Below are 21,979 nucleotides of genomic sequence, written 5' to 3' on the forward strand. Positions count from 1 at the left end.
ATCATGATCAGACTATCCAACCTCACTTTACAGCGTGGTCCGCAGCGCTTGCTAGACGGCGCCGATATGACCCTGCACGCCGGTCACAAGGCCGGCCTGATCGGCGCCAACGGCGCCGGAAAATCCAGCCTGTTCGCCTTGCTGCGCGGTGAGCTGTCGCCCGATGGCGGCGATTGCCTGCTGCCTGGCGACTGGCGCATCGCCCACATGCGTCAGGAGGTCGACACCCTCGACCGCCTGGCCGTGGACTATGTGCTCGACGGCGATGCGCGCCTGCGCAAGGTCCAGGCCGAACTGGCCGCGGCCGAGCAGGCGCACGATGGCACCGCCCTGGCGCGCCTGCACAGTGAGCTGGAAGGCGCCGACGGCTATACCGCCGATGCCCGCGCGCGCAAATTGCTGGCTGGGCTGGGCTTCACCAACGAGCAGATGGACCGCCGCGTCGGCGACTTTTCCGGCGGCTGGCGGATGCGCCTGAACCTGGCCCAGGCTCTGATGTGCCCGTCCGACCTGCTGCTGCTCGACGAGCCCACCAACCACCTGGACCTCGACGCCATCCTGTGGCTGGAAGACTGGCTCAAAGGCTACCCCGGCACACTGTTGCTGATCTCCCACGACCGTGACTTCCTCGACGCGGTGGTCGACCACGTGCTGCACGTCGAACAGCGCAAGCTGAACCTGTACAAGGGTGGTTACACCGCCTTCGAGCGCACCCGTGCCGAACGCCTGGCGCAGCAGCAGCAGGCCTACGAGAAGCAGCAGGCGCAGCGCGCGCACATGGAAAAGTACATCGCCCGTTTCAAGGCCCAGGCCACCAAGGCCCGCCAGGCACAAAGCCGGATCAAGGCCCTGGAGCGCATGGAGGAGCTGTCGGCGGCGCATGTCGACTCGCCGTTCGACTTCGTCTTCCGTGAGTCGCAGAAAATCTCCAGCCCGTTGCTGAGCATGTCCGAAGGCCGCCTGGGTTATGGCGACACGGCCATTCTCGACAAGGTCAAGCTGCAGCTCACCCCAGGTGCGCGCATTGGCCTGCTCGGGCCCAACGGCGCCGGCAAGTCGACCCTGATCAAGAACCTTGCGGGTGAGTTGGAGCCGTTGTCCGGCCGCCTGGTACGTGGCGAGAACCTGGCTGTTGGCTACTTTGCCCAGCACCAGCTGGACTCGCTGGACGACAAGGCCAGCCCGCTGCTGCACCTGCAGCGTATTGCCCCCACCGAGCGCGAACAGACCCTGCGCGACTTCCTCGGTGGCTTTGACTTCCATGGCGCTCGCACCGACGAGCCGGTTGTGAACTTTTCCGGTGGCGAAAAGGCCCGTCTGGCGCTGGCGCTGATTGCCTGGGAACGGCCAAACCTGCTGCTGCTCGATGAACCTACCAACCACCTTGACCTGGAAATGCGCCTGGCGCTGACCATGGCGTTGCAGGAGTTTGCCGGTGCCGTGGTGGTGGTGTCTCACGACCGTCACCTGCTCAAGAGCACGACCGACGACTTTTTGCTGGTGGCCGACGGCAAGGTCGAAACCTTCGACGGAGACCTGGACGACTACAGCCGCTGGCTGGTCGAGTACCGCCAGCGCAGTGCGCCGGTCAGTACCGCCCCGGTCAACCCGGACAAGACCGACAAGAAAGCCCAGCGTCAAGCTGCCGCGGCCTTGCGCCAGCAACTGGCACCGCACAAGAAGGCTGCCGACAAGCTGGAAACCGAGCTCAACCAGGTGCATGTGCAACTGGCCGAGATCGAGACCGCGCTGGGTGACGGTGGCCTCTACGAGGCGGCGCGCAAGGACGAGTTGCGTGACCTGCTGGCGCGCCAGACCAAGCTCAAGCAACGCGAACGTGAGCTGGAAGAAGCCTGGATGGAAGCGCTGGAAACCCTCGAAAGCATGCAGGCCGAACTCGAGGCGCTGTCCTGATGGAGGAACTGCGTTCGCTGCTGCCAGGGCAATGGATGGACACGTTCTGGCTGGGCTTGCAGATTCTGTTGATCCTGGTCGCGGCTTTCGTCCTGCAGCGCATCGTTGCGCGTGGGTTGAGCCGCCTGGGCCAGCGTTACCCGCTGCCGCCAGAACTGCTGGTACCGGTGCGTGGTGGCCTGCGCTGGCTGATCATGGGCAGCGCGCTGCTGTTCGTGCTCGAGCGCCTGGGCGTTTCGGCGACCGTGCTGTGGACGGCGTTGTCCGGCTTTGTCGCGGTGGCGGCGGTGGCGTTCTTCGCCATGTGGAGCGTGCTGTCCAACCTGCTGTGCGCGGTGCTGATCTTCACGGTCGGGCCGTTTCGCATCGGTGATGTGGTCGAGCTGGTCGACACGCTGGACAAGCCGGGGGTGAAAGGCCGGGTGATCGCCATCAACCTGCTGTTTACCACCTTGCTGGAAATGCCCGATGCGGGCGGGGCGCTGGTGCAGGTGCCCAATAGCCAGTTCTTCCAGAAGTCGGTACGGCGTTGGCGCGGGGCTGAGGTGCAGGCCTTGCACAAAGAAACAGCTGCCGAAGCTGACTGAACCTGTACTGGCCCCTTCGCGGGCATGCCCGCTCCCACAGGTATCCCGCAGGGTCTGAAACTGCACTGTACTTGTGGGAGCGGGCGCGCCCGCGAAGAGGCCGGCACAGGCCCCAAAAATCCCTCAGAAATCGCTGGTTATTTTTTCACCAAAACCTTAGCTTAACGCTTTGCAACAAATGTTCGAGCGAGGTGTGTGATGTCGATGGAAGTATGGCTGGGCTTCTTTGCCGCCTGTTGGGTGATCAGCCTGTCACCCGGTGCCGGGGCGATTGCCTCGATGTCCAGCGGCCTGCAATACGGCTTCTGGCGTGGCTACTGGAACGCCCTGGGCCTGCAACTGGGCCTGATTGTGCAAATCGCCATCATTGCCGCCGGCGTCGGCGCCATCCTGGCCGCCTCGGCCACGGCCTTCCAGGTCATCAAATGGTTCGGCGTTGCCTACCTCGTCTACCTGGCCTACAAGCAATGGCGCGCCTTGCCGATGGACATGTCCGATGAGTCCGGTGTTCGCCCTATCGGCAAACCGCTGAGCCTGGTGTTCCGCGGGTTCCTGGTCAACGTCAGCAACCCCAAGGCGCTGGTGTTCATGCTGGCAGTGCTGCCGCAGTTCATCAATCCGCATGCACCGCTGTTGCCGCAGTATGTGGCGATCACTGTGACGATGATCAGCGTGGACATGCTGGTGATGGCGGGGTACACCGGGTTGGCTTCGCGGGTGTTGCGCCTGCTGCGTACGCCCAAGCAGCAGAAGCGCCTCAACCGGACTTTTGCCGGGTTGTTCATTGGTGCGGCCACTTTCCTGGCGACCCTGCGCCGCGCACCTCTCTGACAGACCGCTGGGGCCTGGTCCGGGCCCCAGCCCTATTTCTGCTTGTCTACCAACCCTGTCAGCAAGTCCACCGGCATCGGGAAGACAATGGTCGAGGTCCTGTCCCCCGCAATAGCCCCCAGCGTCTGCATATAGCGCAACTGCATTGCCCCCGGTTCCTTGCCCAGCATTTGCGCCGCCTGCATCAGCTTCTCTGACGCCTGCAACTCCCCCTCGGCATGGATCACCTTGGCCCGCCGTTCGCGTTCGGCTTCAGCCTGCCGGGCGATGGCGCGTACCATCGATTCGTTGAGGTCGACATGCTTGATCTCGACGTTGGCCACCTTGATGCCCCAGGCGTCGGTTTGCGCGTCCAGCACATGGCGAATGTCCCCGTTCAGTTGCTCACGTTCGGCCAGCAGCTCATCCAGTTCGTGCTTGCCCAGCACCGCACGCAGCGTGGTCTGGGCCAACTGGCTGGTCGCTACCAGAAAGTCCTCCACCTGGATTATCGCCTTTTGCGGGTCGAGCACGCGGAAGTAGAGCACCGCGTTGACCTTGACCGAGACGTTGTCGCGGGTGATTACATCCTGGGGTGGTACATCCAGCACCACCGTGCGCAGGTCGACCCGCACCATTTGCTGGATCACCGGGATCAACAGGATCAACCCCGGCCCCTTTACCTGCCAAAAGCGCCCCAGCTGAAACACCACACCGCGCTCGTACTCGCGCAGGATGCGAAACGCCGACAGCAACAGCATCGCCAGCACGATCAGCACGGCACCAAAACCAACTTGCATGAACATGGTCATTCTCCTTGCACCGCAGGCGCGGCGGGGCTCACGTCCAGCATCACGCCATGGCGTGCGGTCACCCGCACGTTCTGGCCAGCTTGCAGCGGCGTTGCGCACTGCACTTGCCATTGTTCGCCTTGTGCCAGCACGACGCCACGCAGCGGGTTGCCTGCCATCACCTGGGTGACGGGAACCAGGCTGCCGACAAGGCCGGCGTCACCGCTGACCAGTGCCCGTTGACGTGCCTTGAGGGCCATGCCCAGCACGCCGCCGATCAGCAGCGCCGAAAGCACTCCCAGGGTGCCTATCAAGGCCAGCGGGATGCCGAAACCGGGTGCATCGGTATCGATCAGGATCAGCGCGCCGACCACAAAGGCCACGATGCCGCCAAAACCGACCACGCCGAAACTGGGCAGAAAGGCTTCGGCGATCATGAAGGCGATACCCAGCACGATCAGCGCCACCCCGGCGAAGCTCACCGGTAACAGTTGGAGAGCGTAAAGTGCCAAGAGCAGGCAGATACCACCGACCACACCACCCACCGTAGACCCGGGGCTCATGAATTCGAACAGCAGCCCGTACACACCGATCATGATCAGAATAAGCGCCACGCTGGGGTTGGTGATGACCGCCAGTACCCGTGTGCGCCAATCCGGCAGGTGCTCCACCAGGCTGGCGCTGGCGGTGTGCAGCTGGCGTGGCTGGCCAGCGACCACCAGCGTTTTGCCATCGAGCTTGCGCAGCAGGGCGGGCAGGTCATCGGCGACCTGGTCGATCACATTCAGCCGCAAGGCCTCGCTGGCAGGCAGGCTGACGGCCTCGCGCACGGCCTTCTCCGCCCAGTCGGCATTGCGCCCGCGCAGCTGCGCCAGGCCGCGAATATACGCAGTGGCGTCGTTAACCTGCTTGCGTGCCAGGGTTTCATCATCGCTGCCCTTGGCCTTGTCGTCTTTGGGCGCACCTGGGGGGCCGCCGATCTGCACCGGCGTGGCAGCACCCAGGTTGGTCCCGGGGGCCATCGCGGCGACATGGCTGGCGTAGAGAATATAGGTGCCGGCGCTGGCAGCGCGGGCACCGCTCGGGGCGACGTAAGTGGCAACCGGCACGGGGCTGGCGAGAATCGCTTTGATCATCTGACGCATGGCGCTGTCCAGGCCACCGGGGGTGTCCATGCGGATCACCACCAGTTGCGCGCCCTGTGCCTGGGCCTGCCCGAGGCTGCGAATCAGGTAGTCGGCGCTGGCCGGCCCGATGGCATCATCGATGCCCAGCACCCACACTGCACCGGGCGCTGCCTGGCCACCTGGCGTGATGCCAAGCAGTAACAGCAGCAACAGCCAGCGCCAGCAGCGGGCGATCACCTGTCGTCACCTCGTTTGCCCCTATTACACAAGTTTAGCCCTGGTTGGCGTTACCCCGCCTAAAATTACAGATTGGGGGTGAAACCGGAGGTGCATCATGCGTATGGCAAAGACCCTGCAGGCCCGCCTGGACAAGGCCAACTGCGACTACGACATCATTCCCCATCCACACTCGGCCACCAGCCTTGAGTCGGCGCGCACGGCCGGCGTACCCGCCGAGCGGGTGGCCAAGTCGGTGATGCTCGATGACCGCCATGGCAACTACATCATGGCCGTGCTACCGGCCAACCGGCATCTGGACATGACCAAGGTGCGCATGTCCGGGGCCTGGCAACTGACCCGCGAAAGTGGCCTGCCGAGCCTGTTCGGCGACTGCGAGCGCGGCGCCGTGCCGGCCCTTGGCGACGCCTACCAGATAAAAATGTTGCTTGATCCGAGTCTTACACGCCAGGGCGATGTCTATCTGGAGGCGGGTGACCACGATCACCTGATCCACATGAGCATGGAGCAGTACATGAAATTGGTGCCGCACGCCGAAGTGCGCGAGCTGTGCTGATGCTCTCAACCTATACCAGTCTGGCGTCGTCGATGCCCAGACTGGTGCCCAGGAGGAACCATGGACAAGCCGATTCATCCATTTTCGGAAATATTCAAACAATTGGGTCTTCCCGACGACCCGGTAGAAATCGATCGTTTCATCACCACCCATTCACCGCTCGATGAGGATGTGAAATTGGTGGACGCGCCATTCTGGAACGACTCTCAACGCGCTTTTCTCAAGGAAAGCTACACCGCCGACGCTGATTGGATACCCATGATCGACCAGCTGAACGAAGCGCTGCATCCCCGCAAAAAATAAAGCGCCGAGCGGCACCTGACGAGTGATTGGCCGTTGCTATGCTCAGGAAAACAATAAGGGGATAGCGCGATGAAAGATCCCTATGCACCAGGCTTCTGGTGCTCCGTGACGATCCTGGGCACCCTGACGGCCAGTTACTTCTATGGCATCAGGCAGACGCAACAGATGAACCAGGCGGTGCATTTCCTGTATGCGGCTGCGGCTGTCACCGTGGCGGTGGTACTGGTGGCGCTGACCTGGATCGCCTGGCAACAGTTGCACCTGAACAAGCGCGAAGTGATTCAGGGGCGAACGTTGCTGACCATCTGGAACACCAAGGTGGCGCTACGCCGCGTCGAGACGGTATTCGACCGCTATTTCTGGGGCAGCTACTGGCATTCCGGCCGCACGTTCGAAGAAGTCATGGGCGAGCTCAAGGGGACACCGCTGGAGCAGAGCCTTGATGCCTTGAAGCGCCAGTGCCGGGTGCTCGACCGTGAAATCCATGACCACCATCACCATTGGCTGGCCAATGCCCGCGACCTGTCCAGCGTGGCCCAGGCCATGGCCCGTGAACGCTACCAGCTGGACCTGGGCGAGCCCACCTGCAGTGGCCATGGCAATACTGCAGTGGTCAACCGTGACCTGGAAGTGCTGGTGTACACCTGGTCGGCACGCCTTCGCAGCTTCGACCATCAACTGGATGAGCTTGAGCGCGCCTACCATTGAGGGGCGTCATTCGCCGCGGATGTACTGCTCCAGTTGCCGAATCAGGCTGGCCTGTTCGGTGATGGTTTCCTTGACCAGGTCGCCGATGGACAGCAGGCCGAGCAGTTTGCCGTTGTCGACCACCGGCAGGTGACGCAGGTGACGGTCGGTCATCAGGTTCATGCAGAAATCGAGCTTCTGCTTTGGCTCTACGGTGACCACGGGTGCACTCATGATTTCGCGCACCGGGGTGGCGGCGGAAGAGCGGCCCTTGAGTACCAGTTTGCGCGCATAGTCCCGTTCACTGACGATACCCACCACCTGGTTGCCCTCGACCACGGGTAACGCACCGACGTTTTTCTCCGCCAGCATTTTCAGGGCGTCAAGCACCGAGTCATCCGGGCCGATGGTGTATACGGTCTGGTGCTGGGACTTGGTCTTGAGGATTTGTTCGACGGTCTTCATACGGGCCTCTGCGGGTGAAAAAGCGCTGTCTCGGAGTAACTAAAGCATCCGGCACGGCGCTCTGCACGGCAATGCAGGAAACGGCATGGAGTCGATTGAAAAACGTCATGGGTGTCCGCCTGTGCCGGCCTTCGCGGCTAAAGCCGCGAAGGCCGGCCCTGCCTATCAAAGCTTCGGCATCTGCCCGATCCGCGCCACCATTTCGCTCACTACCTGCAGGTCGAGCATGAACTGCTCTACGGTCTTGAACTCATTGTCGTTGTGCCCGGTGTATTTCACATCCGGCATGGCAAGGCCGAACTGCACGCCGTTGGGCAGGTCGTGCACCGAGGTTGCACCGGCCGAGGTACCGAACTCATGCTTCATGCCCAGGTTCTCGCTGGCTACAGCCAGCAGGGCCTTGACCCACTCGCCTTCGGGGTTGCGGTACATCGGCTCATCCAGGCTGTAGTCGAATGCCACCGAGATATGGCTCTTATGGGTCCAGTTGCCCAGCTTGCCAACCAGCTCGTCCTTGATCGTGGCAATCGGCTTGCCCTTGGGAATGCGCAGGTTCACCGCCAGTTTCAGGCCTTTGTCATCCACCCCTACAAAGGTTGGCGATGCAGTCAGCGGGCCCATGAACGCGTCCTTGAACGCCACGCCCAGTTTGTTCCCCAGGTAGTCCAGGCCCCAGTTGTCAGCAGCGTAGCGGGCGGCGTCGGTGAAGTGGTTGTGCTTGAGCGGCACCTGCTGGCCGAGGCCATTGATGAAGTCGAGCATGCGCGCCACCGGGTTGACCCCGGACTCCGGTTCCGAGGAGTGGGCAGAAACACCGGTCACGGTGAGCAGTACCTGTTTGCCATCGGCCTTGGCGTCGATGCTGAAGTCGCCCCCATGCTGCTTCACATATTTGGCACCAGCCTGCTGCAGGTGTTTGGCCAGCTGTGCAGGGTTGTCGGCGTTCAGGGTGGCTACCGATGTGGTCGGGATCTGATTGGTGGCCAGGCCGCCGGTCAGGTTGACGATTTCAGCACCTTTGCCGCTGGCCTGGCGCTTGCTGAAGCTGGCCATGACCGTGCCGTAGCCTTTCTCGGCGATCACCACCGGGTAGCCGCCGTCCAGGGCCAGGTTGTAATCGGGGGTAGGGTTGCGTTCGAAGTAGTAGGGTATGGCATCACCGCTGGTTTCTTCGGTGGTGTCGATCAGCAGCTTGAACTGCCGGGCGAGTGGCAGGTTTTCGTCCTTGGCCACTTTCAACGCGTACATTGCCACCACAATGCCGTTCTTGTCGTCTTCTGTGCCGCGACCGTACATGCGGTCGCCCACCAGGGTGACTTTGAACGGGTCCAGGCGGGTGCCGTCGGCCAGCTTCCAGTTGTCCGGGTTGACCGGCACAACGTCGGCATGGGCATGTATACCGATCACTTCCTTGCCGCTGCCGAGCGAAATCTCGTACACCCGGTTGTCGATGTTGCGGAAGGCTAGGCCGAAGCTGTCGGCCAGGGCCTTGATCTTGTCGGCAATCTTGAGGAACTCGGGGTTCTCGTACTGCGGCGTACCCTCGATGTTGAAGGTGGGGATGGCTACCAGCTCGCGCAGGGTTTCGGTAGCGGCCTTGCCATACTTGATGCGGGTATACAGGCCGAGCAGGCGGTTGATTTCGTCTTGTTGCTCGGCGGCCAATGGCTTGTTGGCCAGGTAGGCATCGAGGGTTGCCTCAAGGTCGGCGGCCTTGGCTTGCTCGCTGCCTTTGAGCTTGTCGAGGAACTGCCTGAAGTCGCTTGGGTTGCTGCCGTCGAAAGTTTTGACGATGGCAGCGGACTGCTGTTGGGAGAGGTTGGCCTGGGCCGGCTGGGTGAACAGGCCGATGCTGGCCAGCAGCAGGGTGGTGGCGGTGAGTTTTTTCAGGTGCATGGTTGCGCGCATTCCTTCGCCAGTCATTGTCATGGGTTACCCGTCAGAAAACGGGAAGACGCCCACGCTAACACCAATGACCCGTGGCACGGGAGTACCAGAAACGCGACATGTCGCACAAACGAAAAAGCCCCGGGCCAAGGCCCAGGGCTTTTTTGATATGGCGCACTCGGCGGGATTCGAACCCACGACCCCTGCCTTCGGAGGGCAGTACTCTATCCAGCTGAGCTACGAGTGCAACGCGCACGCATGATACCCATCTGAATCGGTGGCGTCCATCGCCTTGATCTGTGGCCTTTTTTCCTCTGTTGCCAGCACCGACAACCAGGATTTCATCTATCCATATGCGAAATGAATATTTCCGCTAGCCGGTTTATGCCCACTATCCTCTGGTCACAACTTGTTATAACAAGTAACCGATCAGCGAAGAGATCCCATGGCCGAACTGCTCCCCCTGTCCCCGGTACCGCTCTACACCCAGCTCAAGGAACTGCTGCGCGAGCGCATCCTCGACGGCACTTATCCACCGCACAGCCGCATGCCGTCTGAAAGCGAGCTGGGCAAGGCTTTCGACGTCAGCCGCATCACCGTGCGCCAGGCGCTGGGCGACCTGCAGAAGGAAGGGTTGATCTTCAAGATCCACGGCAAAGGCACATTCGTCGCCAAGCCCAAGGCGTTCCAGAACGTCAGTACCCTGCAGGGCCTGGGTGAGTCGATGACGCAGATGGGCTACGAGGTGATCAACCGCCTGCGTAGCTTGCGCCATGTGCCGGCCAACGCTTTGGTGGCCGCCCGGCTGCAGGTCGAGGAGGGCAGCCTGGTGACCGAGATCCGGCGGGTGCGGCTGATCAACCGCGAGCCGGTATCGCTTGAACTGACCTGGCTGCCCAAGGCTGTCGGCGAAAAACTGGAGAAGGCCGACCTGGTCACCCGCGACATCTTCCTGTTGCTGGAAAACGACTGCGGCATCGCCCTTGGCCATGCCGACCTGGCCATCGATGCGGTGCTGGCCGACAGCGACCTGACTCAGGCCCTGGATGTTGAAGAAGGCTCCCCGATCATGCGCATCGAGCGCCTGACCCATGCTGCCGACGGCACGCCACTGGACTTCGAACACCTTTACTACCGCGGCGATGCCTTCCAGTACCGCCTGCGCATTGACCGTCAGAAGGGGGGCAAGGCATGAGCATCCAGACCCAGGACTACGACATCATCGTCATCGGTGGCGGCACCGCCGGGCCAATGGCGGCGATCAAGGCCAAGGAGCAGGACAAAAGCCTGCGCGTGCTGCTGCTGGACAAGGCCAACGTCAAGCGCAGCGGCGCGATCAGCATGGGCATGGACGGGCTGAACAACGCCATTATCCCCGGCCACGCCACCCCCGAGCAGTACACCAAGGAAATCACCGTAGCCAATGACGGTATCGTCAACCAGGCCACGGTGCATGCCTACGCTACCCACAGTTTTGAAACCATCGAGCAGCTCGACCGCTGGGGCGTGAAGTTCGAGAAGGACGAGACGGGCGACTACGCGGTGAAAAAGGTTCACCACATGGGCGCCTACGTGTTGCCCATGCCCGAAGGGCACGACATCAAGAAGGTGTTGTACCGCCAGCTCAAGCGTGCCCGGGTCGAGATCAGCAACCGTATGGTCTGCACCCGTGTGCTGCTCGATGGCGAAGGCGCCGCCGCGGGTGTGCTGGGCTTCGACTGCCGCAGCGGCGAGTTTCGCGTGGTGCGGGCCAAGGCGGTGATCCTGGCCTGTGGCGCCGCCGGGCGGCTGGGCCTGCCGTCGTCAGGCTATTTGATGGGTACCTACGAGAACCCGACCAACGCCGGCGACGGTTACGTCATGGCCTACCATGCAGGTGCCGAGCTGGCCAACCTCGAGTGCTTCCAGATCAACCCGCTGATCAAGGACTACAACGGCCCGGCCTGTGCCTACGTTACCGGTCCGCTGGGTGGGTACACCGCCAACAGCAAGGGTGAGCGCTTCATCGAGTGCGACTACTGGAGCGGCCAGATGATGTGGGAGTTCCACCAGGAGCTCGAAGGCGGCAATGGCCCGGTGTTCCTCAAGCTTGATCACCTGGCCGAAGAGACCATCCAGAATATCGAAGAAATCCTGCACAGCAACGAGCGCCCCAGCCGTGGCCAGTTCCACGCCGGGCGTGGCACCGACTATCGCCAGCACATGGTCGAAATGCACATCTCCGAAATCGGTTTTTGCTCCGGGCATTCGGCATCCGGCGTGTGGGTCAATGAAAAGGCCGAAACCAGCGTCAAAGGGTTGTATGCCGCAGGCGATATGGCTGCGGTGCCGCACAACTACATGCTCGGCGCCTTTACCTATGGCTGGTTCGCCGGCGTAAACGCCGCGCACTACGTGGCCGGGCGCGAACTCGCCGAGGTTGATGCCGCACAGGTGGAGCGCGAGCGCGCGCGGGTGTTTGCCCCGCTGCAGCGTGAGCATGGCCTGCCGCCCGCCCAGGTCGAGTACAAGCTCAGGCGCATGGTCAACGATTACCTGCAGCCGCCCAAGGTGACCAAGAAGATGGAAATTGGCCTGGCGCGCTTTGCCGAGATCGAGCGTGACCTTGAGCAGATGAAAGCCAGCAACCCTCATGAACTGATGCGTGCGATGGAAGTGTCAGTGATTCGCGACTGCGCCGAGATGGCGGCGCGCGCCTCGCTGTTCCGCGAGGAAAGTCGGTGGGGGTTGTACCACCACCGGGTGGATTTCCCTGAGCGCAACGATGGCGAGTGGTTTTGCCATTGCCACCTGAAAAAAGGTGAGAACGGTGAAATGACCAGTTTCAAGAAGGCTGTCGAACCCTACCTGATTGCCCTGGAAGCCGATGAGCAGACCGCTTATGACCGGTTGCGGGTGAAGGCTGATGCAGCGTGAATGGGGCTGCTTCACAGCCCAGTCGCCGGCAAGCCGGCTCCCACAGGTACTGCATCGGCGGTGAAGTCTGCACCCTCCTGTGGGAGCTGGCTTGCCGGCGATGAGGCCATCAGCCTCTGCAAAAAACAGAACGAGGGCCACAGGCCCCAAGGACTCCGTGAAATGGCCTACCAGCCGCAAGAAATCTTCTTTCGCAGCAGCGCCCCGGTCACCATCGACGAAGACAAATGCATCGCCGAAAAAGGCTGCACCGTGTGCGTCGAGGTTTGCCCCATGGACCTGCTGGCGATCAACCCAGCCACGCAAAAGGCCTACATGGCCTTCGATGAATGCTGGTACTGCATGCCCTGCGAGAAGGATTGCCCCACTGGCGCGGTGAAGGTCGACATTCCGTACCTGCTCCGCTGATTCATCCTGCCATCCGGTCAACCCCCGGACGCCCTCCTGCTGTGCCCCTCGTTTCCCACCACCCAAGCCGGGGGCGGAGACGACGCCAACTCTTATAACGATTCGAGGGGAAATACCCATGCGCCTTGCAGCAACCGTGGCCGGCCTCGCGCTGGCGCTCACTGGCCTGAACGCCAGCGCCGAAACCATCCGCATCGCGATCGGCACCCAGGACACCACCATCAACTGCGCCACCGGCGGCCTGCTGATACGTGAGCTGGGCCTGCTGGACAAGTACCTGCCGCACGACGGCAAGTATAAGGATGCGACCTACCAGATCGAATGGAAGAACTTCACCAGCGGTGCGCCGCTGACCAACGAAATGGTCGCCGGCAAACTCGACTTCGGCGCCATGGCCGACTTCCCGGGGTCGTTCAACGGCGTTGCCCACCTGGATGCCGGCAAGCGCAGCCTGTTCATCAGTGTGCTGTCAGGCAGCGTGCATGGCAGCGGCAACGGCATCGTCGTGCCCGCCGCGTCCAGCGTGCAGTCGCTGGCGGAGCTCAAGGGCAAGACCATTTCGGTGCCGTTTGCTTCCACTGCCCACGGCATGCTGTTGCGCGCCGTCGCAGCCCAGGGTTGGGACCCGCAGAAGGATGTGCGGATCATCGCCCAGGCGCCGGAGATCGCCGGTTCCGCCCTGCGCAGCAACCGCATCGAGGCCCACGCCGACTTTGTGCCGTTCGCCGAGCTGTTCCCCAACCGGGGTTTTGCCCGCAAGATCTATGACGGCGCCCAGGCCAACGCACCGACGTTCCATGGTGCCCTGGTCGATGCCGACTACGCGAAGAAGTACCCGGAAGTGGTCACCGCCTACCTGCGCGCCAGCCTTGAAGCCGACCGCCTGATCGCTGCGGAGCCTGAAAAGTACAGCGAATTGATCGAGAAGGTCACGGGGATCGAAGCCGAGGTCAATTACCTGTTCCATGGCCCGCTCGGCCTGCAGACCCGCGACCTGACCTGGAAGCCTGAATATCGCCAGGCAGTCGCAACGTCCATCGATACGCTCAAACTGCTGAAAAAGACCGACCGTGGTCTGGACACCGACAAGTTCATCGACGACCAGTACATCCGCGGGGCCTTCAAGGAAGCTGGGCTGGGTTACGACAAGGCGCTGAAGAACTACGACCCGTTACCGCTCAAAGCCAATGATGCGCTGACCGGCAAGCCGATCACCGATTTCAGCCGCCTGGCACAGGTCTGGGTGCGTGGTGAAGACAAGGTACGCCACTACGCTTCGCCAGAAGCGGCCCTTGGCGCCCTGGCCCAACTGGAGCAGGAAGGCAAGGACATCCGCGCCATCTACGCCCAGGCCGCCGACAGCGGGATCAAGTTGCTGGCCAACCAGGCCTGGTTCGTGCGCAACGGCAACGGCGAACTGGCGGCGTTCCTGCTCAAGGACCAAGCCGAGCAGTACGCCAAGGCTCATGGTGGCGAGGCGCTGGACTTCGTCAGTGCCAACCAGAAGCTGGTCGCCCAGCGCTGACCGGGAGCCACCGACATGACCCGCAACCTCAAGCGCTGGCCGCTGCGCCTGGCTTCGCTGCTGGCCTGCCTGCTGTTCTGGCAACTGGCGGCAAGCGTGAAGCTGGACCTCGGTCTGCTGACGTTCACCTATGTCCCCACACCCAAGGCGGTGCTGGAAGCTGCCTGGCAATTGCTGACCTCCAGCACGCTGCTGGCGCACCTGGGCAGCAGCCTGTCGCGGGTATTTGCCGGTTATGCCACTGCGGCGCTGACTGGCGTGGCCCTGGGGTTGCTGATCGGCCGCTCGAAATGGGCTGAAGACACCCTGCTGCCGCCGCTGGAAGTGCTACGGCCGATTCCGGCGGTGGCGTGGATTCCGCTGGCGATCCTGATGTTCCCGTCGTCGGAACTGTCGATGGTGTTCATCACGTTCACCGGCGCGTTGTTCCCCATCCTGCTCAATACCGTGCACGGCGTGGAGGCTGTCGACCCGCGGCTGGTGGCATCGGCGCGCAGCCTCGGTGCCGGGCGCTGGGCGATCCTGCGCGAAGTGGTATTGCCTGGGGCGTTGCCCAGTATCGTCACAGGCCTGGCCATCGGCATGGGGACTTCATGGTTCTGTCTGGTCACTGCCGAGATGATTTCCGGGCAGTTCGGCATCGGCTACTACACCTGGGAGTCCTACACCTTGCAAAACTACCCGGACATCATCGTCGGCATGCTGCTGATCGGCGTGCTGGGCATGGGTAGCAGTGCCCTGGTCAAGCGCATCGGCGAGCTGGCCACGCCCTGGTACCGCACGCGGAGGGCCGGGTGATGAACAGCTTTCAACTTGCGCCAGGGCGTATCGAAGGGCATGGCCTGTCGATACGCCTGGGGCACGGCAGCGACGCGTTCGAGGCCGTGCAGCGCTTGGACTTTGCCGTAGAGCCTGGCGAGTTTGTCTGCATCCTCGGCCCCTCTGGTTGTGGCAAGTCGACGTTGCTCGGCGCCTTGGCCGGGCACCTGGTGCCCAGCAGCGGCCAGTTGAAGGTGGACGGCCAGCCCGTTTCCGGTCCGTCGCCGCAGCGTGGCATGGTATTCCAGCATCACACCTTGCTGCCTTGGCGAAGCGTGCTCGACAACGTGGCCTTCGGCCTGAAGATGCAGGGCCTGGGCCGGGCCGAACGTCACCGGCAAGCACGCGAAATGTTGCAACTGGTAGGGCTGGCCGACTTTGCCGGGCGCTGGCCCAGCCAGCTGTCAGGCGGTATGCAGCAACGGGCCGAAATTGCCCGGGTGCTGATCAACCGCCCGGGGCTATTGCTGATGGATGAACCCTTCGGCGCCCTGGATGCGCAAACCCGTGCACGCATGCAGGAGCTGTTGCTGGATATCTGGGCAAGCATCCGTACCACCGTGGTGTTCGTCACCCACGATATCGACGAAGCGCTGTTCCTGGCCGACCGTATTCTGGTGATGAGCCCGCGCCCCGGTCGCTTTATCGAAGACATGCGCCTGGACTTTGCGCGGCCACGCCGCACCCGCCTGCTGACCACCCCTGAATTCACCCACCTCAAGCGTCACTGCCTGGCGTTGCTGCGCCACGAGGAAGGCCGCGAACTGCCGCGCCTGACCCCGTTGGGCCTGCCGGCCACCGACCACCCACCGCTACGGATCGCGCTATGACTGACCGAACGACCGACAACCCCGACATCCTTGCCCTGTTGCCTCGCCTTGATGCCACCGACGCTGGCGTGCGCCGCATCGCCCTGATCGAGCTGGCCGACCTGGAAGACCCGGATGGCTTGCCTTGGCTCACCGATGCCCTGCTGGTGGACGCCGCCGACGAGGTGCGTGCCGAGGCCGCGCGCCTGCTTGAGGCCTGGGAAGAACCCGAAGTTGTGCAAGCCCTGTGCGCTGCGCTGGCCGATGTCGCCGAGCCGGTACGGCTGGCAGCAGCGCAGAGCCTCAGCGAACTCAAGAGCCTTGAAGCCGGTCAGCTGATCCTGCCTTGGGTCAAGCACGCCGATGCCTTCGTCCGCGCCAGTGCCTTGCGAGCCTTGCGCGAGCTGCGCCTGGAGGATGCTGCCGAACCAGCGCTGCTGGCGCTGGCCGATGACGATGCGGCCGTGCGGCGTGAGGCAGTGGGCATTCTTGGCTGGCTCAAGCACCAGCCGGCGTTGCTGGCGCTGGCAGGGCTCGCCCAGGCCGAGCCGGACACCGAGGTGCGCCGTGCGGCCATCGGCGCGCTGGGCCTTGCCCGGGACAACTCGGTGTTGCCTGCGCTGGTGACGGCATTGGCTGACCAGGCCTGGCAAGTGCGCGAGGAAGCCGCCACCACGTTAGGCAAAGTCGGTCAGGACCAAGCAGGCCCGGCGCTGGTGGATGCCCTTGCCGACGACTTCTGGCAGGTCCGCCTGCGGGCAGCGCGCTCACTGGGTCGGCTGCGCTATGCCGCTGCACTGGACGCGCTTGGCTTATTGCTGGGCCATGGCATTGCCAACTTGCGCAAGGAGGCAGCGCTGGCGCTGGGCGAGCTGGGCCAGGCGCGTGCCTTGCCGGTGCTGCAGGCCGCCGAGGCTGACAGCGACCCCGAGGTGCGCAAGGCTGTACGGATTGCCCTGGCGCAATTGCGCGGGGCTGCCTGATGAACGCCCCGCAAGCCATTCGCAACTTGCGCGGGCCAGGGCAGCTGCTGCTGCAATGGGAAGACGGCGAGCACAGCCTCAGCCATACCCGTTTGCGCGGTGCTTGCCCTTGCTCACAATGCCGTGCGGCGCGGCTGGCGGGGGGGATCAGCCTGGTGCGCGACGATGTGCGGGTGGAGCGGATTACCTCGCAGGGATATGGCGTGCAGCTGGTGTTCAGCGATGGGCATGAGCGCGGGATCTACCCTTGGGCTTACTTGCGTGACCTAGTCAGCAAGGGAGGCTGATCCCTCAGGCTACCGCATCCCCTATAGGAGCAGCCTTGTATCTGCCCTGAAATTGTCGCCGGTCATTCACAATGCAATCAGCTCCGGCCGCAGCCCTTCCACCCGTCGCCCCGGCGGTGGCAGGTAACCGCCATCCCCGGTGATCTGGTGCAACACCTTCTCGCGCAGCCCATGCAGTGCCACACCCGTACGTAACCGCGGGTGTGGCAGGTCTATCTCGACCACCGATTTGATCCTGCCCGGGCGTGGCTCCAGCACCACAACCCGATCAGCCAGGTATGTTGCCTCCTCGGCATCGTGGGTCACCAGCAAAGTTGTGATACCTGCTCGTTCGCGAATGGCCAGCAGCTCGTCTTGCAGTTGCTGGCGGGTCAGAGCATCCAGGGCGCCGAACGGCTCGTCGAGCAGCAGGATACGCGGGCTGGCCACAAGGCCACGGGCGATCGCCACGCGCTGCGCCATGCCGCCCGATAGCTGGTGTGGATAGGCCGACTCGAAGCCGACCAGTCCCACCAGTTGCACGAATTCATGCACCCGCCTGGCGCGTTCACCCTGGCTGAGCGACTCGTTGACCAGCCCCAAGGCAATGTTCTGTTCCACGTTCAACCACGGGAACAGCCGGTGCTCCTGGAACACGATGCCGCGTTCGCCACCAATGCCGCTGACCGCTTGGCCGTCGACACGGATGCTGCCGCTGTATTCGGTATCAAGCCCCACCAGCAAGCGCAGCAAGGTGGATTTGCCACAACCGGATGCGCCGACGATGGCAATGAACTCACCTTCGTTGATCGACAGGTTGAAGTTGCGGATAGCTTCGAACGGCTGGCCGTCCACGCTGAACACCTTGCCGACCCCCTCGAAGCTGACCAGAGGCGGGGTGCTGTTGGGCTGGTTGGCCGCCTGCAGGTGGGCCGTGTTGAATGCGTTCATGCGGTTCTCCAGCGCGTAGCGCGCGATTCGAGGCGTTGTCCAAGGGTGCCGAGCAGGGCGCCGACCAGGCCGATCAGGACCATGGCAGCCATCACCTGGTCCATGCGGAACAGTTGCTGGGCACCGATCATCAGGCTGGCGATGCCGCCGTCCGACGGCATGAAGTATTCCGCGCCGATGGTGCCCAGCCAGGCGTAGATCAGCGACAGGCGCAGGCCGGCGAAAATCGCCGGTGCCGCGCCGGGCAGCACCAGCAGGCGCAGGCGCTGCCACAGGTTCAGGCGCAGGGTGCGGGCCGCTTCGCCCAGCTGTGGCGACAGGCTGGCGATACCGCGCTGGGTAGCGATCAGCAGCGGGAAGAAGGCGGCCAGGCCAACGAACACAAGCTTGGCCCCTTCACCCAGCCCGAACCACGCAGTGAGCAAAGGCACCCAAGCAAACAGCGCTACCTGGCGCAAGGCCGACAGGCTCGGCCCGAAGAGGCGTTCGGCTGTGCTGGAGGGCCCCAGCAGCAATCCGGCCAGCAAGCCCGCGGCGCCGCCCAGCAACAGGCCGCTCAGGGTGCGTTGCAGGCTCAGCAACAAGGCTTGCGGCAGCGACCCATCGGCCAGGCCGACGAGCAGCGTGCGCACTACCTCCAATGGCGAGGTGAGGATGTTCGGGTCAACCCAGCCGAAGCTGTTGCTGGCCTGCCATAGCACCAATATCCCCAGTGGCAGCAGCAGGCTTTGCCAGCCGCGCGGCAGAGGCCCGCGCTGCTGCTCGCCAGTGGCCGGTTGCGGCCAATACAGCAGGCGCTTTTCCAGCGCTGAGAAGCTGCGCTCCAGCGCGGCGCCGACCAGGCCGATCACCAGGATGCACAGCATCACCAGGTCGAGCATGAACAGCTGTCGCCCCCAAACCATGAGGTACCCGATCCCTTCGCTGGAGGCCAGCAACTCGACCGCCAACAGCGATGTCCAGCCAGTAGCCAGGGCCAGGCGCACGCCCGTGAGGAAGGCGGGCAGGGCAGCTGGCAGCAACAGGCGCAGGAACAGCAGGTGCTTTGGCAGGCGCAGAGCCGCAGCGGCCTCGCGCAGTTTTGGCTGGGCATCGCGTACACCCACCAGCGTGTGCAAGGTCACGGGGACCACCACGGCTTTTACCAGCACCACCAGCTTGAGCAGCTCGCCGATGCCGAAGAACAACATGAACAACGGAATCCAGGCCAGGGTGGGGACCTGGGCAAGCGCCACGAACGTCGGCAGTACCAGCGTCTGCGCCCGGCGCGAAGCACCCAGCCATACCCCCAGCAGCAGGCCGCTGGCAATGCCCGCCGCCAACCCCCAGAACAGCCGTTGCAGGCTTATCCACAGGTGCCCCCACAGCTCGCCGGAGCCAAACTCCAGTGCGCTTTGCCACACCAGTGCCGGTGCCGGCAGGATCTGCTCGCTCATCCAGTGCTGGCGGCTCGCCACCCCCCAAAGCAGTGCAATCATCACAGGCAACAACCAGGGAAGAACCCGTTTCCCAGAGCGTATGCGATCCCTGTGGGAGCGGCCTTGCGCCGCGAATGGGTCGCGTAGCGGCCCCCCCCGATTCCTGCTCAGCACTCCATTCATCGGCCATCTCTCGAAGCGTTGTTAGGTTATTCACTTATGGAATTAAAAAAACAATAAAGTGATCTTCAAGAGATAAGAGCATGCGTTCCCTGCATACGGAAGCCCTCTTGCGTTGCGTTTTCCTCATATTTTCCATGCGTTTTCCGCAAGCTCCCCGCAGCCCCGCATGTCGCCTGATTTATGCCTTCCAGTTACTGAAAGATGAAGTTTTGATCTTTGTAGGTTCTAACCAGACCTGCCTAGCTTCTGGCCAAAGCGCCGGCCATCGCCGGTGGCAGCCTGCCAAGGAGCCTTGCCATGAAAACCCCGTTGCGCCACCTGATTACCGCCCTTGGGCTGGCTTTCACCCTCGGTGCCCACGCGGCTGAACCCGCCAAGCCAGAAAGCATTCGCATCGCCGTGCCCGACCTCAGTGCCGGCAGCAAGCCCAGCGCCGGTGGCGTGGTCGATGTGCTGCGTGACCAGCAGCTACTGGAGAAGGCATTTGCCAAGGACGGCATCCGCATCGACTGGCACTTCTTCAAGGGCGCCGGGCCCGTGGTGAACGAGGCGTTGGCAAACGGCCAGGCTGACTTCGCCTATCTGGGCGATCTGGCCGCGATCGTCGGCAAGGCCAATGGCCTGGACACCCGCGTGCTGTCGGCTGGCGTGCGTGGGGTCAAGAGCTACCTGGGCGTGGTGCCCGGCTCTGGCATCAAGACCCTGCAAGACCTCAAGGGCAAGCGCGTGGCGGTGTTCCGCGGCACAGCCAACCAGCTGTCGTTCGCCAGCGCCCTGGCCAGCCAGGGGCTTTCCGAGCGTGAGCTGAAAGTGATCAACCTGGATTTAAACGCCGCCAATGCTGCGCTGGCCGCCAAACAGATCGACGCCACCTGGGGTTTGTCGAACCTGCTGTCTTTGCGAGAGCGCGGGCTGGTCGAGCTCCCGGTCAATTCGCGTGACCTGGAAGGGGCCGGCAGCACTCAGGCGGTGCTGCTGGGCACCGGCGATTTCATCCGTAAATACCCCGAGCTGGTCCAGCGCCTGATCAATGCCCAGCAGCAAGCCAGTGCCTGGCTGCGCGATGAACACAACCGCCAGGCCTATATCGATCTGGTGGCCAGCAACGCCAACTGGCCGCGCAACATCCTCAGCGATGACCTGGCCAAGGAAGACCTTGCCCATTACTTCGATCCACGCCTGGACGCTGACTTCGTAGGCCAGCTGCAGCAGGGCGTAGACCTGGCCGCCAAGGAGCGCCTGATCCGCCGTGGCTTCCAGGTAGCCGACTGGGTCGAGCCACGCTTCCTCGATGCGGCGCTGCAACAGGAACAGCCCGTGCAGGCCGCCCGTTGAACCTTCAAAAAACCCGACAATGACCGCAAGGACCATGACCATGAGCAATGCCGCCCTGGCCACCGCGCCACAAGCCCTTGAACTCGACATTCACCCGGTTGCCGGCCGTATCGGCGCGGAAATTCGCGGGGTCAGGCTGTCCGCCGACCTCGATGCCGCCACCATCGAGGCCATCCAGGCTGCACTGGTGCAGCACAAGGTGATCTTCTTCCGTGATCAGACCCACCTGGATGACCAAAGCCAGGAAGGCTTTGCCAAACGGCTTGGCGAGCCGGTAGCCCACCCCACCGTGCCGGTGGTGGATGGCACCAGCTACCTGCTGCAACTCGATGGCGCCGAAGGCCAGCGGGCCAACTCCTGGCACACCGACGTGACGTTCGTCGACGCCTACCCCAAGGCTTCGATCCTGCGTAGCGTGGTAGCGCCGGCTTCGGGTGGCGATACCGTTTGGGCCAACACGGCTGCGGCTTATCAGGAGCTGCCCGAGCCGCTGCGCGAACTGGCCGACAAGCTGTGGGCGGTGCACAGCAACGAATACGACTACGCCAGCATCAAGCCCGACGTGGACCCGGCCAAGCTGGAGCGCTACCGCAAGGTGTTCACCTCCACGGTGTACGAAACCGAACACCCGGTGGTGCGCGTACACCCGATCAGCGGAGAGCGGGCGCTGCAACTGGGGCATTTCGTGAAACGCATCAAAGGCTATTCGCTGGCGGATTCGCAGCACCTGTTTGCTGTGCTGCAAGGGCATGTGACGCGCCTGGAGAACACTGTGCGCTGGCGCTGGCAGGCGGGGGATGTGGCGATCTGGGATAACCGCGCGACGCAGCATTATGCGGTGGATGACTACGGGACCCAGCCACGGGTGGTACGGCGTGTGACCTTGGCGGGAGAGGTGCCGGTGGGCGTGGATGGCCAATTGAGCCGGACTACCCGCAAGGGCTGAGCCCAGTAGAGAACCCTGTGTAGGAGCAGCACAAGGCTGCTCCTACATCTGGCTTC

At 63.2% G+C, this 21,979-nt stretch carries 22 protein-coding genes and 1 tRNA gene; 16 read left to right on the forward strand and 7 right to left on the reverse strand.

Translation table 11 applies throughout. The features are described 5' to 3' along the window. Nucleotides 1-3 precede the first annotated feature (3 nt). The 3 genes from OZ911_RS01025 to OZ911_RS01035 all read left to right on the forward strand — a co-directional run bounded on the left by OZ911_RS01025 (nt 4) and on the right by OZ911_RS01035 (nt 3,332). Entirely contained in the window at nt 4-1,914 is a 1,911-nt protein-coding gene (locus tag OZ911_RS01025) for an ATP-binding cassette domain-containing protein (protein WP_031312036.1), read from the forward strand. Next, nucleotides 1,914-2,501 (forward strand): mechanosensitive ion channel family protein, encoded by a 588-nt coding sequence (locus OZ911_RS01030; RefSeq protein ID WP_016484352.1) that lies wholly within the window; start codon nt 1,914-1,916, stop codon nt 2,499-2,501. The genes OZ911_RS01025 and OZ911_RS01030 overlap by 1 nt, the downstream gene beginning before the upstream one ends. 198 nt (nt 2,502-2,699) lie before the next feature. Continuing rightward, nucleotides 2,700-3,332 (forward strand): LysE family transporter, encoded by a 633-nt coding sequence (locus tag OZ911_RS01035; protein ID WP_016484353.1) that lies wholly within the window; start codon nt 2,700-2,702, stop codon nt 3,330-3,332. A gap of 32 nt (nt 3,333-3,364) precedes the next feature. Here OZ911_RS01035 and OZ911_RS01040 read toward each other — a convergent pair whose 3' ends face one another. Continuing rightward, on the reverse strand, nt 3,365-4,117 hold the full coding sequence (locus OZ911_RS01040) for a slipin family protein (protein WP_016484354.1): 753 nt from the start codon (nt 4,115-4,117) through the stop codon (nt 3,365-3,367). Between the two features lie 2 nt (nt 4,118-4,119). Beyond that, nucleotides 4,120-5,466 (reverse strand): NfeD family protein, encoded by a 1,347-nt coding sequence (locus OZ911_RS01045; RefSeq protein ID WP_023048233.1) that lies wholly within the window; start codon nt 5,464-5,466, stop codon nt 4,120-4,122. A 97-nt stretch (nt 5,467-5,563) separates the two neighbouring features. On the opposite strand from OZ911_RS01045, the gene OZ911_RS01050 reads away from it, so the two are divergent. The 3 genes from OZ911_RS01050 to OZ911_RS01060 all read left to right on the forward strand — a co-directional run bounded on the left by OZ911_RS01050 (nt 5,564) and on the right by OZ911_RS01060 (nt 7,033). After that, on the forward strand, nt 5,564-6,022 hold the full coding sequence (locus OZ911_RS01050) for an aminoacyl-tRNA deacylase (protein ID WP_016484356.1): 459 nt from the start codon (nt 5,564-5,566) through the stop codon (nt 6,020-6,022). A gap of 60 nt (nt 6,023-6,082) precedes the next feature. After that, the gene (locus tag OZ911_RS01055) at nt 6,083-6,325 is read left to right on the forward strand and encodes a DUF2789 domain-containing protein (protein WP_016484357.1); all 243 of its coding nucleotides are present in this window, start codon (nt 6,083-6,085) and stop codon (nt 6,323-6,325) included. 69 nt (nt 6,326-6,394) lie between these two features. Next, nucleotides 6,395-7,033 carry a hypothetical protein gene (locus OZ911_RS01060; RefSeq protein WP_023048232.1) on the forward strand — a complete coding sequence of 213 codons (639 nt, stop codon included), beginning with the start codon at nt 6,395-6,397 and terminating at the stop codon, nt 7,031-7,033. A 6-nt stretch (nt 7,034-7,039) separates the two neighbouring features. Here OZ911_RS01060 and OZ911_RS01065 read toward each other — a convergent pair whose 3' ends face one another. From OZ911_RS01065 to OZ911_RS01075, 3 genes are all read right to left on the reverse strand, one after another. Continuing rightward, the gene (locus OZ911_RS01065; protein ID WP_016484359.1) at nt 7,040-7,477 is read right to left on the reverse strand and encodes a CBS domain-containing protein; all 438 of its coding nucleotides are present in this window, start codon (nt 7,475-7,477) and stop codon (nt 7,040-7,042) included. A gap of 165 nt (nt 7,478-7,642) precedes the next feature. After that, nucleotides 7,643-9,373, reverse strand: a complete 1,731-nt coding sequence (locus tag OZ911_RS01070) for a dipeptidase (protein ID WP_023048231.1) — start codon at nt 9,371-9,373, stop codon at nt 7,643-7,645. A gap of 161 nt (nt 9,374-9,534) precedes the next feature. Then, nucleotides 9,535-9,611: transfer RNA gene (locus tag OZ911_RS01075), tRNA-Arg, on the reverse strand. A 198-nt stretch (nt 9,612-9,809) separates the two neighbouring features. Here OZ911_RS01075 and OZ911_RS01080 point away from each other — a divergent pair. The 8 genes from OZ911_RS01080 (at nt 9,810) to OZ911_RS01115 (ending at nt 17,111) form a co-directional block, all read left to right on the forward strand. Next, the gene (locus OZ911_RS01080; RefSeq protein WP_016484361.1) at nt 9,810-10,559 is read left to right on the forward strand and encodes a GntR family transcriptional regulator; all 750 of its coding nucleotides are present in this window, start codon (nt 9,810-9,812) and stop codon (nt 10,557-10,559) included. After that, on the forward strand, nt 10,556-12,280 hold the full coding sequence (locus OZ911_RS01085; RefSeq protein ID WP_023048229.1) for a fumarate reductase/succinate dehydrogenase flavoprotein subunit: 1,725 nt from the start codon (nt 10,556-10,558) through the stop codon (nt 12,278-12,280). Before OZ911_RS01080 ends, OZ911_RS01085 begins: the two co-directional genes overlap by 4 nt. Nucleotides 12,281-12,442: 162 nt before the next feature. Then, nucleotides 12,443-12,688 (forward strand): 4Fe-4S dicluster domain-containing protein, encoded by a 246-nt coding sequence (locus tag OZ911_RS01090; protein ID WP_008096634.1) that lies wholly within the window; start codon nt 12,443-12,445, stop codon nt 12,686-12,688. 118 nt (nt 12,689-12,806) lie between these two features. Then, entirely contained in the window at nt 12,807-14,213 is a 1,407-nt protein-coding gene (locus OZ911_RS01095; protein ID WP_023048228.1) for an ABC transporter substrate-binding protein, read from the forward strand. Between the two features lie 15 nt (nt 14,214-14,228). Then, complete coding sequence (locus tag OZ911_RS01100; RefSeq protein WP_016484364.1) at nt 14,229-15,011, forward strand: ABC transporter permease; 783 nt, start codon at nt 14,229-14,231, stop codon at nt 15,009-15,011. After that, a complete protein-coding gene (locus OZ911_RS01105) occupies nt 15,011-15,862 on the forward strand; it encodes an ABC transporter ATP-binding protein (RefSeq protein ID WP_023048227.1) in 852 nt (283 codons plus the stop codon). The genes OZ911_RS01100 and OZ911_RS01105 overlap by 1 nt, the downstream gene beginning before the upstream one ends. Then, nucleotides 15,859-16,824 (forward strand): HEAT repeat domain-containing protein, encoded by a 966-nt coding sequence (locus tag OZ911_RS01110; protein ID WP_016484366.1) that lies wholly within the window; start codon nt 15,859-15,861, stop codon nt 16,822-16,824. Before OZ911_RS01105 ends, OZ911_RS01110 begins: the two co-directional genes overlap by 4 nt. Continuing rightward, nucleotides 16,824-17,111, forward strand: a complete 288-nt coding sequence (locus OZ911_RS01115) for a DUF971 domain-containing protein (protein WP_016484367.1) — start codon at nt 16,824-16,826, stop codon at nt 17,109-17,111. Before OZ911_RS01110 ends, OZ911_RS01115 begins: the two co-directional genes overlap by 1 nt. A 66-nt stretch (nt 17,112-17,177) precedes the next feature. Here the strand turns inward: OZ911_RS01115 and OZ911_RS01120 are convergent, their stop codons facing one another. After that, the gene (locus OZ911_RS01120) at nt 17,178-18,041 is read right to left on the reverse strand and encodes an ABC transporter ATP-binding protein (protein WP_023049541.1); all 864 of its coding nucleotides are present in this window, start codon (nt 18,039-18,041) and stop codon (nt 17,178-17,180) included. Next, the gene (locus OZ911_RS01125) at nt 18,038-19,642 is read right to left on the reverse strand and encodes an ABC transporter permease (protein WP_256549413.1); all 1,605 of its coding nucleotides are present in this window, start codon (nt 19,640-19,642) and stop codon (nt 18,038-18,040) included. The genes OZ911_RS01120 and OZ911_RS01125 overlap by 4 nt, the downstream gene beginning before the upstream one ends. A gap of 297 nt (nt 19,643-19,939) precedes the next feature. On the opposite strand from OZ911_RS01125, the gene OZ911_RS01130 reads away from it, so the two are divergent. Beyond that, entirely contained in the window at nt 19,940-20,977 is a 1,038-nt protein-coding gene (locus OZ911_RS01130; RefSeq protein WP_023048650.1) for an ABC transporter substrate-binding protein, read from the forward strand. A gap of 40 nt (nt 20,978-21,017) precedes the next feature. Next, on the forward strand, nt 21,018-21,923 hold the full coding sequence (locus OZ911_RS01135; RefSeq protein WP_016484371.1) for a TauD/TfdA dioxygenase family protein: 906 nt from the start codon (nt 21,018-21,020) through the stop codon (nt 21,921-21,923). Nucleotides 21,924-21,979: the final 56 nt, after the last annotated feature.

Source organism: Pseudomonas fortuita (assembly GCF_026898135.2).
GTDB lineage: Bacteria > Pseudomonadota > Gammaproteobacteria > Pseudomonadales > Pseudomonadaceae > Aquipseudomonas > Aquipseudomonas fortuita.

What these genes read in the sequence shown, in the direction of transcription:
- OZ911_RS01065 (WP_016484359.1), bottom strand. Translation starts at nt 7,477, where the DNA reads ATGAAGACCGTCGAACAAATCCTCAAGACCAAGTCCCAGCACCAGACC.
- OZ911_RS01030 (WP_016484352.1), top strand. Translation starts at nt 1,914, where the DNA reads ATGGAGGAACTGCGTTCGCTGCTGCCAGGGCAATGGATGGACACGTTC.
- OZ911_RS01085 (WP_023048229.1), top strand. Translation starts at nt 10,556, where the DNA reads ATGAGCATCCAGACCCAGGACTACGACATCATCGTCATCGGTGGCGGC.
- OZ911_RS01110 (WP_016484366.1), top strand. Translation starts at nt 15,859, where the DNA reads ATGACTGACCGAACGACCGACAACCCCGACATCCTTGCCCTGTTGCCT.
- OZ911_RS01095 (WP_023048228.1), top strand. Translation starts at nt 12,807, where the DNA reads ATGCGCCTTGCAGCAACCGTGGCCGGCCTCGCGCTGGCGCTCACTGGC.
- OZ911_RS01100 (WP_016484364.1), top strand. Translation starts at nt 14,229, where the DNA reads ATGACCCGCAACCTCAAGCGCTGGCCGCTGCGCCTGGCTTCGCTGCTG.
- OZ911_RS01105 (WP_023048227.1), top strand. Translation starts at nt 15,011, where the DNA reads ATGAACAGCTTTCAACTTGCGCCAGGGCGTATCGAAGGGCATGGCCTG.
- OZ911_RS01090 (WP_008096634.1), top strand. Translation starts at nt 12,443, where the DNA reads ATGGCCTACCAGCCGCAAGAAATCTTCTTTCGCAGCAGCGCCCCGGTC.
- OZ911_RS01035 (WP_016484353.1), top strand. Translation starts at nt 2,700, where the DNA reads ATGTCGATGGAAGTATGGCTGGGCTTCTTTGCCGCCTGTTGGGTGATC.
- OZ911_RS01135 (WP_016484371.1), top strand. Translation starts at nt 21,018, where the DNA reads ATGAGCAATGCCGCCCTGGCCACCGCGCCACAAGCCCTTGAACTCGAC.
- OZ911_RS01130 (WP_023048650.1), top strand. Translation starts at nt 19,940, where the DNA reads ATGAAAACCCCGTTGCGCCACCTGATTACCGCCCTTGGGCTGGCTTTC.
- OZ911_RS01120 (WP_023049541.1), bottom strand. Translation starts at nt 18,041, where the DNA reads ATGAACGCATTCAACACGGCCCACCTGCAGGCGGCCAACCAGCCCAAC.
- OZ911_RS01115 (WP_016484367.1), top strand. Translation starts at nt 16,824, where the DNA reads ATGAACGCCCCGCAAGCCATTCGCAACTTGCGCGGGCCAGGGCAGCTG.
- OZ911_RS01080 (WP_016484361.1), top strand. Translation starts at nt 9,810, where the DNA reads ATGGCCGAACTGCTCCCCCTGTCCCCGGTACCGCTCTACACCCAGCTC.
- OZ911_RS01125 (WP_256549413.1), bottom strand. Translation starts at nt 19,642, where the DNA reads ATGAATGGAGTGCTGAGCAGGAATCGGGGGGGGCCGCTACGCGACCCA.
- OZ911_RS01025 (WP_031312036.1), top strand. Translation starts at nt 4, where the DNA reads ATGATCAGACTATCCAACCTCACTTTACAGCGTGGTCCGCAGCGCTTG.
- OZ911_RS01050 (WP_016484356.1), top strand. Translation starts at nt 5,564, where the DNA reads ATGCGTATGGCAAAGACCCTGCAGGCCCGCCTGGACAAGGCCAACTGC.
- OZ911_RS01060 (WP_023048232.1), top strand. Translation starts at nt 6,395, where the DNA reads ATGAAAGATCCCTATGCACCAGGCTTCTGGTGCTCCGTGACGATCCTG.
- OZ911_RS01070 (WP_023048231.1), bottom strand. Translation starts at nt 9,373, where the DNA reads ATGCACCTGAAAAAACTCACCGCCACCACCCTGCTGCTGGCCAGCATC.
- OZ911_RS01055 (WP_016484357.1), top strand. Translation starts at nt 6,083, where the DNA reads ATGGACAAGCCGATTCATCCATTTTCGGAAATATTCAAACAATTGGGT.
- OZ911_RS01040 (WP_016484354.1), bottom strand. Translation starts at nt 4,117, where the DNA reads ATGTTCATGCAAGTTGGTTTTGGTGCCGTGCTGATCGTGCTGGCGATG.